Origin of the sequence: Pradoshia sp. D12 (assembly GCF_008935075.1) — a bacterium.
Classification (GTDB): domain Bacteria; phylum Bacillota; class Bacilli; order Bacillales; family Pradoshiaceae; genus Pradoshia.
In genome coordinates, this window is the sequence record NZ_CP044545.1 from 12501 (window position 1) to 25000 (window position 12500).

A 12500-nucleotide genomic window follows, 5' to 3' on the forward strand; every position below is an offset into this window, starting at 1 on the left:
CAAAGACTTATACTCGGGAGTCAGACTGCGAGTGATAAGATCCGTAGTCAAAAGGGAAACAGCCCAGACCACCAGCTAAGGTCCCAAAGTATACGTTAAGTGGAAAAGGATGTGGAGTTGCCCAGACAACCAGGATGTTGGCTTAGAAGCAGCCACCATTTAAAGAGTGCGTAATAGCTCACTGGTCGAGTGACTCTGCGCCGAAAATGTACCGGGGCTAAACGTATCACCGAAGCTGTGGATGCATACCGTATGGTATGCGTGGTAGGAGAGCGTTCTAAGGGCTGTGAAGCATGACCGGAAGGACATGTGGAGCGCTTAGAAGTGAGAATGCCGGTATGAGTAGCGAAAGAAGGGTGAGAATCCCTTCCACCGAATGCCTAAGGTTTCCTGAGGAAGGCTCGTCCGCTCAGGGTTAGTCGGGACCTAAGCCGAGGCCGAAAGGCGTAGGCGATGGACAACAGGTTGATATTCCTGTACCACCTCTCTTCCATTTGAGTGATGGGGGGACGCAGTAGGATAGGGTAAGCGCGCTGTTGGATATGCGCGTCCAAGCAGTTAGGCCGATGAGCAGGCAAATCCGCTCATCACATAAGGCTGAGCTGTGATGGCGAGGGAACTATAGTACCGAAGTTCCTGATTCCACACTGCCAAGAAAAGCCTCTAGCGAGGAAGAAGGTGCCCGTACCGCAAACCGACACAGGTAGGCGAGGAGAGAATCCTAAGGTGATCGAGAGAACTCTCGTTAAGGAACTCGGCAAAATGACCCCGTAACTTCGGGAGAAGGGGTGCTCATTAGAGGTTTATAGCCTCGAAGAGCCGCAGTGAAAAGGCCCAGGCGACTGTTTAGCAAAAACACAGGTCTCTGCGAAGCCGCAAGGCGAAGTATAGGGGCTGACGCCTGCCCGGTGCTGGAAGGTTAAGAGGAGCGCTTAGCGCAAGCGAAGGTGCGAATTGAAGCCCCAGTAAACGGCGGCCGTAACTATAACGGTCCTAAGGTAGCGAAATTCCTTGTCGGGTAAGTTCCGACCCGCACGAAAGGCGTAACGATCTGGGCACTGTCTCAACGAGAGACTCGGTGAAATTATAGTACCTGTGAAGATGCAGGTTACCCGCGACAGGACGGAAAGACCCCGTGGAGCTTTACTGCAGCCTGATATTGAATTTTGGTACAGCTTGTACAGGATAGGTAGGAGCCTTTGAAGCCGGAGCGCCAGCTTCGGTGGAGGCATCGGTGGGATACTACCCTGGCTGTATTGACATTCTAACCCGCACCCCTGATCGGGGTGGGAGACAGTGTCAGGTGGGCAGTTTGACTGGGGCGGTCGCCTCCTAAAGAGTAACGGAGGCGCCCAAAGGTTCCCTCAGAATGGTTGGAAATCATTCGCAGAGTGTAAAGGCACAAGGGAGCTTGACTGCGAGACCTACAAGTCGAGCAGGGACGAAAGTCGGGCTTAGTGATCCGGTGGTTCCGCATGGAAGGGCCATCGCTCAACGGATAAAAGCTACCCCGGGGATAACAGGCTTATCTCCCCCAAGAGTCCACATCGACGGGGAGGTTTGGCACCTCGATGTCGGCTCATCGCATCCTGGGGCTGTAGTCGGTCCCAAGGGTTGGGCTGTTCGCCCATTAAAGCGGTACGCGAGCTGGGTTCAGAACGTCGTGAGACAGTTCGGTCCCTATCCGTCGTGGGCGCAGGAAATTTGAGAGGAGCTGTCCTTAGTACGAGAGGACCGGGATGGACGCACCGCTGGTGTACCAGTTGTTCTGCCAAGAGCATAGCTGGGTAGCTACGTGCGGACGGGATAAGTGCTGAAAGCATCTAAGCATGAAGCCCCCCTCGAGATGAGATTTCCCATAGCGCAAGCTAGTAAGAACCCTGAAAGATGATCAGGTTGATAGGTCCGAGGTGGAAGTGTGGTGACACATGGAGCTGACGGATACTAATCGTTCGAGGACTTAACCAAATGAATCAAGCATACTTGCCAAACTTACATTATCCAGTTTTGAAGGAATGATTTCTTTCTAACCAAATAGTCCGGTAATGATGGCGAAGAGGCCACACCCGTTCCCATTCCGAACACGGAAGTTAAGCTCTTCAGCGCCGATGGTAGTTGGGACGCGAGTCCCTGTGAGAGTAGGACGTTGCCGGGCAATTTAAGAAACCAGTTCAGTTGATGAGCTGGTTTTTTTTGTGTTGTTTTTAAGACTGAAGGATACCTTCGAACGTTTGTTGAGAAGAAGGTACCGAGTGTTATGAGAAATAGCAGAAAGGTGTGTATGATCCATATTGGACGGATGCAGGGAATAGAAAGGGAAACATGGCATAAACGATTTTTACTTAATTCCTAACTATCAAACCCTTTGCATTGCCACACTGACCTATTTATTAGACATTCTCTATATACAATCTAACCACTCCGATATCAAGAATGGGATTTTAATTTCAGCTATACTCAGTAAGCTATTGATAAAGGGAAGATCATAAAAGGGCATCTCCTTAAATAAGTCTGACCACCACTCCGTTTCATATCGGGAAATCATACTGAGGTTATACAATAGTAAATAAAGTATTAAAAGATCTGGTAAGGTAGAGGCTAATCCTTCTTTTTGTAAGGAAAGATGGAATGTGTCCGAATGTATATTAAATCTAAAAGGTACATCCCCAAGTATCGGAAGGTATGCTTTTTTAAAATGCAGATGCAATCTCTTCTCTCCATCCTGATGTATTTCCTGTATAGGTAGCTCCCACTTGGAGTTAAGAAAGTCCTTAAAACGTTCTGAGGTCATTTTATACTGATCCAAAACGATAGTCGGTAGATGGACTACAGTGTGTTCTTTGTTAAAAAGAACTTCAATACTTGTACATTTATTTTTTAATCTTTTAAAAAGGATTCCAAGCTCAGGGATTTCCTGAAGTATATCAATCATTGCTATTTTTTCGTTCTCCAATTGCTTTATTCCATATATCTTCTCGGCTGTGTGAGTAAATAATCCATGGCGCTGAATTTTAATTTCATCAAAAAGAAATTCGTATTGTTGTTTTTTCTTTTTCCTTGTGGATACCCCATGAGATAAGACAGCGGTTGTTTCCGGATAAAGCGGATCAACAACTAATAGACATGCCTTTAAAAAATGAGTAAACCCATAGTATAAAAGAAGCGGTTTTAGCTGAATAGGAAGAGTATCCAACTGTTTAAAATAAAGTATTCCAGTCTCAAGATAAGATATAAATTTGTTACAGTTATCGTAACTATATGTATCAGCATTCAGTAGTCCTAATTTATTATAGGCGTTTTTTAAGTATTTCTGTGTGTAGTTTGTTGAATAATAAGGTGAGAACAGATGATTATAATCATATTGTTGTTTGGACATAACTACCCCTCTTTAATTGTTTGAATATTTAAACTAGTTACTTTTTCCTTGACAGTAGTTTGTCCAATTGTTAATCTACAAATAAATTTTTTTGGGAATGGAGGACATAATATGTGGAAAGATAAATTTTCCAAAGAAGGCTTAACCTTTGATGATGTATTACTTATACCAGGTAAATCTGAAGTGTTACCTAAGGATGTATCACTAAAGGTGAGTTTAGCAGACAACTTAGCCCTAAACATTCCTATAATTAGTGCGGGTATGGATACAGTAACTGAGTCTGAGATGGCTATAGCAATGGCTAGACAAGGCGGACTGGGTGTTATTCATAAGAACATGTCTATTGAACAACAAGCTGAACAGGTTGATAAAGTAAAGCGTTCCGAAAATGGTGTCATAACAAAGCCATTTTTCTTAACTCCAGAAAACCAGGTTTACGATGCGGAGCATTTAATGGGCAAATATAGAATATCTGGTGTTCCAATTGTTAACAACAAGGAAGAAAAGAAATTGGTAGGTATTATAACAAACCGTGATATGCGCTTTATTCGCGATTACTCCATGCGTATTGATGATGTTATGACAAAGGAAAACTTGGTAACAGCTCCTGTGGGAACTAATCTAGAAGAGGCGCAGAAAATTCTACAGCAATATAAAATTGAAAAGCTCCCTCTAGTAGATGAAGAGGGTACACTTCAAGGCTTAATCACTATTAAAGATATTGAAAAAATAATTGAATTCCCAAGATCAGCAAAAGACAAATACGGAAGATTACTTGTAGCTGCTGCTGTAGGTGTTACATCTGATACTATGAAAAGGGTAGAGATGCTGGTTAGCGCAGATGTAGATGCGATTGTACTGGATACAGCGCACGGCCACTCTAAGGGTGTACTTGATAAGGTACGTGAAATTAGAGAAACATTCCCTGAGTTGACTATTATTGCAGGGAACGTTGCAACTGCTGAGGGTACAAGAGCGTTAATTGAGGCTGGAGCTGATATTGTAAAAGTAGGTATTGGACCTGGTTCTATTTGTACAACACGGGTCGTTGCTGGTGTAGGTGTGCCACAAATCACTGCCATTTATGATTGTGCAACTGAAGCAAGAAAGCACGGTAAGTCGATTATTGCAGATGGTGGTATTAAATACTCTGGTGATGTTGCTAAAGCATTAGCAGCAGGCGGACATGCCGTTATGCTGGGCAGCTTATTAGCAGGAGTGACTGAAAGTCCGGGAGACACTGAAATCTTCCAAGGCAGAAGATTTAAAGTATACAGAGGCATGGGTTCAGTAGCAGCAATGGAAAAAGGATCTAAGGATCGTTACTTCCAGGAAGATGCGAAGAAATTTGTTCCTGAAGGTATAGAAGGAAGAATTCCTTATAAAGGTCCATTAGCTGATACGATTTATCAGCTTATCGGTGGTCTTCGTGCAGGTATGGGTTATTGCGGAACGAAAGATTTAGAAGAGCTCAGAGAGAATTCACAATTTGTCAGAATGACTGGAGCTGGATTAAAAGAAAGTCATCCGCATGATGTACAAATTACAAAAGAGGCACCGAACTATTCCTATAACTAAGTTATCAAGCACTAAAGAAAAGATGGCAGAGTATCTTTATACTCTGTCTATTTTTTTTAGTCCTTTTATGATACAATAACAAAAGTGTTTAATCGACAATCATTGATAATCAGGGGGGATATACTTGAGACAGGCAAAACAATTAACTTCTTTACTTGCTGTATTAACATTACTTGTTACATTTGTTTTTCCATTCACGAATACTACTGCATATGCCGAAGACGAGCTAGGACTGAGTGCTGAGGCAGCAATACTAATAGATGCGACTAGTGGAAAGATTCTTTACGAAAAAAAATCTGATAAGGTGCTTGGCGTAGCATCCATGTCAAAAATGATGACAGAGTATCTTGTATTAGAAGCTATTGAAGACGGGAAAATTAAGTGGGATCAAACTGTTACAATTGACGAATATGTACATAAACTCTCAGGAGCTCCAGGTTTATCGAATATAGGTTTGACACAAGGTGAAACTTATACTGTTAAAGAGCTTTACGAGGCAATGGCCATATTCTCAGGTAATGCTGCTACAGTAGCTCTCGCACAAGTGGTTGGCGGTACTGAAAAGAATTTCGTGAAATTAATGAATGAGAAAGCCGAAGAGTTAGGTTTGAAAGACTATAAATTCGTTAACTCGTCCGGTTTAAATAACTCAAGCCTGCTTGGCCAGCATCCTGCAGGTGAAGAGAATGATGAAAATCTTATGTCAGCACGTGCAACTGCTAAGTTGGCATATCATTTAGTAACAGACTATCCTGAGGTGATAGATACTGCTAAAAAGCCAGAATTAAAATTTAAAGATGGCAAAACATATAAAAATTTCAACTGGATGTTGCCAGGATTGATTGCAGAGTATAATGGTGTAGATGGATTAAAGACCGGTTCTACAGAATTCGCCGGCAACTGTTTCACTGCAACAGCTGAAAGAGATGGAAAAAGATATATCTCAGTTGTGATGAAAGCAGACAGTAAAATGTCACGTTTTTCAGAAACTGAAAAAATACTTAACTATGCTTTTAATAACTTCTCCACAGAGGAGATTGTAGAAAAAGGATATCAAGTAAAAGGTCAAAAAACACTACCTGTTGCAAAAGGGAAAGAAAAGTCTGTAGCTATTGAGACAAACAAGGCAATTAACCTTATTGTAAAAAATGGCGAAAAGGAAAATCTTAAGACTAAACTAGTATTAGATAAGGACAAGCTTGATGAAGATGGCAACCTGGTGGCTCCAGTGAAAAAAGGAGATAAGGTTGGTTATCTAACTCTTGAATCCGACAAGAGTGATCTTGGCTTCTTAACAGAGGAAGGGCAAAAGAATATCAGCGTTGATGTTGTAGCTGCTGAAACTGTTGAAAAGTCAAACTGGTTTGTATTATCCATGAGAGCAATCGGAGGCTTCTTCGGTGATATGTGGGATAGTATCACTGGAGCAGTTAAAGGTTTATTCTAAAATTTTATTTTTATGATTGAATATAGTTGCGCGAAGAGTGTATGATAGTTAATAGAATATTAAATGAATAAACGAATAGCGTTGATGAGAACCAGTAATCAGAGTAGCATATCTGAAGAGAGCCAGTGGGTGGTGCAAACTGGCGATATCGTCTGATGAATCCATCTCGGAGCAGGATATCGAAATCTTAAAGGAGAATAAATATCCTCGGTTTTAAAAGCCGTTATCTTATGAGGTGGTAGGCATTTATATAAAATGCCTATAACTAGGGTGGCAACGCGGATAAAACTTCCGTCCCTTTTAGGGACGGGAGTTTTTTGTTTGTTTACAATAATTTAAAAGGAGGAATTTAGTATGCTTGATGTAAAACTATTGCGTGCAAACCTTGAAGAAGTTAAGGAAAAGCTAAAACACCGTGGGGAAGATTTGAATGATCTAGATAAATTTGAGGATCTCGATAAACGCCGCAGAGAATTAATTGTTGAAACTGAACAGTTAAAAAGCAGAAGAAATGAAGTCTCCCAACAAATTGCTATGCTGAAAAAAGAGAAAAAGGATGCCGATGCGTTAATTATTGAAATGCGTGAGGTTGGCGAAAAAATAAAAGGCTTCGATCAGGAATTGCGTACAATTGAAGAAGAACTGGATTCAATTATGATGACTATCCCTAATATCCCGCATGAAAGTGTTCCTGTCGGAGATTCTGAGGATGAAAACGTTGAGGCGCGAAAGTGGGGAGAAGTGAGAGACTTTGGATTCGAGCCAAAGCCACACTGGGAGATAGCTGCTGATTTAGGAATCATTGATTTTGAACGCGCTGGAAAAGTTACAGGAAGCCGCTTTGTATTTTACAAAGGATTAGGAGCAAGACTTGAACGTGCTTTAGCAAGCTTTATGTTAGATCTACACGTTGAAGAACATGGTTATACAGAAATGCTTCCGCCTTACATAGTTAATCGTGCAAGCATGACAGGTACGGGCCAGCTGCCTAAATTTGAAGAGGATGCTTTCTTAATTAACAGTGAGGATTACTTCTTAGTTCCTACTGCTGAAGTTCCAGTTACGAACTATCACCGCGATGAAATACTATCTGGTGATGAACTGCCAATAAGCTATGCTGCTTACAGTGCTTGTTTCCGATCTGAAGCAGGATCTGCAGGTCGTGATACACGTGGATTAATTCGCCAGCATCAATTTAACAAAGTAGAGCTCGTTAAATTTGTAAGACCAGAGGATTCTTATGAAGAATTGGAAAAACTAACAGGCCATGCGGAAAAAGTTCTGCAATTGCTTGGGCTTCCATACCGTGTGTTAAAAATGTGTACGGCAGATCTTGGTTTCACAGCAGCTAAAAAATATGATTTAGAAGTTTGGATTCCAAGCTATGAGACGTATCGTGAAATTTCTTCTTGCAGTAATTTTGAAGCCTTCCAGGCTCGTCGTGCCAATATTCGTTTCCGCAGAGATATAAACGCTAAGCCTGAGCATGTTCACACATTAAATGGATCTGGCCTAGCGATTGGACGTACTGTTGCTGCAATCCTTGAAAATTATCAGCAGGAAGATGGATCTGTATTAATTCCAGAAGCTCTTCAACCTTATATGGGTGGAAAAAAAGTTATCACAAAAGCTTAAGATGAAGAGCATTCACAAACTGCTGATATGGGGAAGGGTGCTAAAGTCCATTTGAAGGACTGTGTTGGAATCGATCCCTTCGCCAAATAATAAGTATAACTAACAAAGGGATATCCACATCCGCCAAGTTTGGCATGTGGATATCCCTTTTTATATAAAAATGAGTGCTCCTTAAAAGTTAGGCATTAATCTGCCTTTTAAGGGATGTTTATATAGATATTTTTTAATAGGAGATAATGCATTGAAGTGGTCAAAATATATTTAATTGGATTCGAATAAGTTATATAGCCTTAAGCGCAGGAATAGCTCAATCTGTTTTAGGTGGGTGGGGAGAGCACGTAGGATAGGGATTTTGAGAAATAACTGGCGGACTATATCTAATAGTAGAATGACAATGAAGATAAAATTAAAGACCTGATTCCGGTAAGAATAGCGAAATCAGGTCCTTTAAGCAGCCCTAATAGGTCAAACCTTCTAGGTAGTATAAAATGTAATATTTTTAAAATACCTTTTTCAATTTTCCAGATTGCTGAATTTGTTCTGATACACGTTCAAGAATATCGTGAACAGCATTTGGATCTTCAGCTAAATCATAATCTTTAATATTTAATCGCAATATTGGGCAAGCATTGAAGGAATTAATCCACTTTTCATATCTTCCATGCATTTCCTCCCAATATTCTACAGGAGTTTGCTGCTCCATTTCTCTGCCGCGCAATTGAATACGGTTAAGAATATCATCCAGGGAGCCTTCCAGATAAATAAGTAAATCTGGATGCGGAAAATATGGAGTCATCACCATAGCTTCAAAAAGACTTGTATAGGTTTCATAATCTGTTGGATTCATGGTTCCTTTGTCATAATGCATTTTTGCGAAGATGCCTGTATCCTCATAAATAGAGCGGTCTTGAATAAAACCACCGCCATATTCGAAAATACGTTTTTGCTCTTTATAGCGTTCTGCTAAGAAATAGATTTGAAGATGGAAGCTCCAACGTGAAAAGTCAGCATAAAAACTGTCAAGATAAGGATTAGTATCTACCTTTTCAAAGGAAGTACGAAAATCGAGTTCTTCTGCTAATGCTTTTGTTAATGTAGATTTTCCAACGCCGACAGTACCGGCTACAGTAATAACAGCACTTTTAGGGATTTGATATTTAGGATGAAGAATCATGAACAAACTCCTTTTTGCAGTTGATTAGATACAGACGTTAAGATCAAATCCAGGTCTTCTTTTCTTAGGATGAAGTCCATTTCATCACCATTAAAGCGAAGTACCGGGATATCAGGATGAGCTGCTTCAAATTCATTCATGAATTGAGCGTAGTCTTCTGATAACTGCATTAAATATTTTTCACTTATATTTTTCTCAAATTCTCTGCCGCGGAGTGCAATTCGATGCATTAGCGTTTCAATACTTGCGTCCAGATAAATGACCATATTAGGTCTTGGCATATCCATAGTTAGTATGGAGTATATGTCTTTGTACTTGCTGAATTGAGACTCTTGTATGGTTCTTTGGGCAAAGATGAGATTTTTAAAGATATGATAATCTGCTACGACGGGTTGATTATTTTGGATATACTTTACTTGAATATCCTCTAATTGTTTATAACGATTACATAGGAAGAACATTTCTGTTTGAAAGCTCCATTCCTGAATATCATCATAGAATTTATCTAAAAACGGATTTTCATCAACTATTTCCTTTAGCAGCTTATATTGAAAATGGCTGGCTATTGCTTTCGCCAATGAAGTTTTCCCCACACCAATGGGACCTTCAACAGTAATAAATGGGGTATGGTTCATATGAGGTCCTCCTTACCTTTATGTTACTCTTTTCTAAAGACCGAGTATTATTGTACCATATAGACTTAAGAATTCATTATAAATAATATTGATAAATAAAGTCCATATTTTTATAATCCTACTGTTTAAGGGGTTTTAGCAAAATGAATGATGATAAATTTTTTATGCAAGAAGCAATTGAACAAGCAAAAGCTGCACAAGACAGTAATGAAGTTCCGATTGGAGCGGTTATTGTTAAAGATGGAAAGATCATTGCTCGTGGGCATAATCTGAGAGAGACGAATCAAAGTGCTACCGCCCATGCTGAAATTCTAGCAATCCAGAATGCTTGCGAGAAATTGGGTACATGGCGACTTGAAGGGGCATCCCTATATGTTACATTGGAACCTTGCCCGATGTGTGCCGGTGCTATTTTGATGTCTCGTGTTGATCGGGTAGTATATGGTGCAAATGATCCAAAAGCAGGCTGTGCGGGAACATTTATGAATCTCCTCGATGATTCACGTTTTAACCATCAATGTGAGGTAATTACAGGGGTATGTGAAGAGGAGTGCAGTCACTTATTAACATCCTTTTTTAGAGACTTAAGGGAAAAGAAGAAACTCGCAAAGAGAAATAGACAGTCGGAAAACAATGGATGAATTTACAGGTTCAAGATATTGCATTTTTATTTATTTATAGGTATACTAATTTATGCGTCAGTAAAGACGCCTAATATTGGTTTCAAATTTGCCGTGCTAGGTGGGAAGGTAGCGGTGTCCTGTACTTGCAATCCGCTCTAGCAAGACGGAATTCCCTCCCTCGGTAGGTACTCTGTAGGGTCTGACCTTTGTAAGTGGTGTTGACGTCTGGGTCCTGCGCAATGGGAACTTATGAACCCTGTCAGGTCCGGAAGGAAGCAGCAGTAAGTAAGACCTCTCATGTGCCGCAGGGCAGCCTGGACTGAGCTAACTGCACTGGTTCCGCTTATGGATATCTATCAACGGAGGGTGCACGGCAGTTATTTACATAAAAAGATTAAAACCATTCGTTTAAAGAATGGTTTTTTTTATGCATTTTTGCCGTTTGTAAATGTCACTATTTACGATATAATATAAGGGATTATGTAAGGAAGGGGCAGGAATATTGGGTTATCAAGCATTATACCGAGTTTGGCGTCCTCAGGCTTTTGAAGATGTGATCGGTCAGGAACATGTTACTAAAACGCTCCAAAATGCCCTGCTGCACCAAAAAATATCCCATGCTTACCTTTTTTCAGGTCCACGTGGGACAGGTAAAACAAGTGCAGCGAAAATATTAGCGAAAGCAGTTAACTGTGAGCATGCCCCAGTTCAGGAGCCATGTAATGAATGTGCATCATGCAGGGGTATAACAGATGGTTCGATCTCTGATGTATTAGAAATTGACGCAGCCTCCAATAATGGAGTTGAAGAAATTAGAGATATACGTGATAAGGTAAAATATGCGCCTTCATCGGTTAAGTACAAAGTGTATATCATTGATGAAGTCCATATGTTGTCAACTGGGGCCTTCAACGCTTTACTGAAAACACTTGAAGAACCACCGGCTCATGTTATATTCATTTTAGCTACTACCGAGCCACATAAAATTCCTCTCACTATTATTTCAAGATGTCAACGCTTCGATTTCAAACGCATCACTCCACAGGATATTGTCGGAAGGATGGAAAGAATCTTAACTGAAACCGGCATTTCATACGATCAGAATGCATTATTGGTTATCGCAAGAGCGGCAGAAGGCGGTATGAGGGATGCCTTGAGTTTGCTGGACCAGTCCATATCATTTGGTTCCGACAACATTACATTAGAGGATGCACTGACCGTTACTGGAGCTGTTTCACAATCCTTTTTAACTAAGATTGTAAGTGCAATCTATAAGAGAGAGACGGCCGAAGCATTAAATCAACTCCAGGAATTACTAGCTTTAGGGAAAGATCCAATTCGTTTTGTTGAAGATATGATTCTGTATTTTCGGGACATGCTCCTATTTCAGGCGGCACCAGAGCTCGAGGATTCAATGGAAAGAGTTTATATAGATCAAGATTTTAAAGAACTTGCTGAAAACATTTCGTCAGATCAACTTCATTTTTGGATTGATCAATGGAATCGTTCTATTCAGGAAATGAAGTGGTCCAGTCACCCTAGAATATTTTTGGAGGTTTTGTTGGTAAAGCTTTGCCAAAGTGAACCGGAAAGCAGCAAGAGTTCAGTTACAGACGACACGATTCAAAAACTAATGAATAAAATCAATCAACTGGAAACTCAGTTAAACACCATACGTGAAAATGGAGTTGCGATTAATAAAGACTCAGCTCCTGCTAAAGAAAAGGCTAAAGTAACAACAAACCGATCCTTTAAAGTGCCGGTAGGACGAGTTAACGATATATTAAAAAGAGCAACCAAGCCCGATTTATTAAAGATAAAAAGCAATTGGGGTGGAATGCTTGAATCGCTGAAAAAATCACAGGCGGCATTATTAAATGATGCAGAACCTGTAGCTGCCTCTAATGATGCTTTTGTGTTAAAATTCAAATATGAAATTCATTGCCAAATGGCTATGAATAATCAGGAGTTCATCAGTGGTTTAAAGGGTACACTACAGCAAGTGACAGGCAATCTATACGATATTGTTGGC

General features: G+C 40.6%; 8 protein-coding genes, 2 rRNA genes, 1 other RNA gene and 1 other annotated feature (2 of these 12 cut by a window edge). Of the genes, 8 read left to right on the forward strand and 3 right to left on the reverse strand.

Features of this window, described 5'->3' with window-relative positions:
- Positions 1–1968 (forward strand): 23S ribosomal RNA (locus F7984_RS00055) (it extends 968 nt beyond the left edge of the window).
- A gap of 70 nt (positions 1969–2038) precedes the next feature.
- Positions 2039–2155 (forward strand): 5S ribosomal RNA (rrf, locus tag F7984_RS00060).
- A 246-nt stretch (positions 2156–2401) separates the two neighbouring features.
- Here the strand turns inward: rrf and F7984_RS00065 are convergent.
- Complete coding sequence (locus F7984_RS00065) at positions 2402–3376, reverse strand: YaaC family protein (protein ID WP_066103303.1); 975 nt, start codon at positions 3374–3376, stop codon at positions 2402–2404.
- A 111-nt stretch (positions 3377–3487) separates the two neighbouring features.
- Here F7984_RS00065 and guaB point away from each other — a divergent pair, with 111 nt between their 5' ends.
- The 3 genes from guaB to serS all read left to right on the forward strand — a co-directional run bounded on the left by guaB (position 3488) and on the right by serS (position 8036).
- Complete coding sequence (gene guaB / locus F7984_RS00070; protein ID WP_066103306.1) at positions 3488–4954, forward strand: IMP dehydrogenase; 1467 nt, start codon at positions 3488–3490, stop codon at positions 4952–4954.
- 124 nt (positions 4955–5078) lie between these two features.
- Positions 5079–6401 (forward strand): serine hydrolase, encoded by a 1323-nt coding sequence (locus F7984_RS00075; RefSeq protein WP_151675494.1) that lies wholly within the window; start codon positions 5079–5081, stop codon positions 6399–6401.
- Between the two features lie 72 nt (positions 6402–6473).
- Positions 6474–6703 (forward strand) — a binding site (T-box leader).
- Positions 6704–6755: 52 nt separating this feature from the next.
- Positions 6756–8036: a serine--tRNA ligase gene (serS, locus tag F7984_RS00080; protein WP_066103313.1), complete on the forward strand. Its 1281-nt coding sequence runs from the start codon at positions 6756–6758 to the stop codon at positions 8034–8036.
- A 499-nt stretch (positions 8037–8535) separates the two neighbouring features.
- On the opposite strand, the gene F7984_RS00085 is transcribed toward serS, so the two are convergent.
- Together F7984_RS00085 and F7984_RS00090 are read right to left on the reverse strand one after the other, a co-directional pair.
- A complete protein-coding gene (locus F7984_RS00085; RefSeq protein ID WP_066103316.1) occupies positions 8536–9210 on the reverse strand; it encodes a deoxynucleoside kinase in 675 nt (224 codons plus the stop codon).
- Positions 9207–9845 (reverse strand): deoxynucleoside kinase, encoded by a 639-nt coding sequence (locus F7984_RS00090; protein WP_066103319.1) that lies wholly within the window; start codon positions 9843–9845, stop codon positions 9207–9209. Before F7984_RS00090 ends, F7984_RS00085 begins: the two co-directional genes overlap by 4 nt.
- Before the next feature lie 143 nt (positions 9846–9988).
- On the opposite strand from F7984_RS00090, the gene tadA reads away from it, so the two are divergent.
- The 3 genes from tadA to dnaX form a co-directional block, all read left to right on the forward strand.
- On the forward strand, positions 9989–10486 hold the full coding sequence (tadA, locus tag F7984_RS00095; RefSeq protein WP_066103321.1) for a tRNA adenosine(34) deaminase TadA: 498 nt from the start codon (positions 9989–9991) through the stop codon (positions 10484–10486).
- 91 nt (positions 10487–10577) lie between these two features.
- Positions 10578–10842: signal recognition particle sRNA large type (ffs, locus tag F7984_RS00100), an RNA gene on the forward strand.
- Positions 10843–10970: 128 nt separating this feature from the next.
- A protein-coding gene (gene dnaX, locus F7984_RS00105; protein ID WP_151675495.1) for a DNA polymerase III subunit gamma/tau crosses the window boundary here: on the forward strand, positions 10971–12500 show its 5' portion. Its footprint extends 159 nt past the window's final position; 1530 of the gene's 1689 nt are visible here — the first part of the coding sequence; it begins with the start codon at positions 10971–10973; its stop codon lies off the right edge, out of view.

Coding starts and splice junctions, on each gene's coding strand:
- guaB (WP_066103306.1), top strand. CDS start 3,488: ATGTGGAAAGATAAATTTTCCAAAGAAGGCTTAACCTTTGATGATGTA.
- F7984_RS00085 (WP_066103316.1), bottom strand. CDS start 9,210: ATGATTCTTCATCCTAAATATCAAATCCCTAAAAGTGCTGTTATTACT.
- F7984_RS00065 (WP_066103303.1), bottom strand. CDS start 3,376: ATGTCCAAACAACAATATGATTATAATCATCTGTTCTCACCTTATTAT.
- serS (WP_066103313.1), top strand. CDS start 6,756: ATGCTTGATGTAAAACTATTGCGTGCAAACCTTGAAGAAGTTAAGGAA.
- F7984_RS00090 (WP_066103319.1), bottom strand. CDS start 9,845: ATGAACCATACCCCATTTATTACTGTTGAAGGTCCCATTGGTGTGGGG.
- tadA (WP_066103321.1), top strand. CDS start 9,989: ATGAATGATGATAAATTTTTTATGCAAGAAGCAATTGAACAAGCAAAA.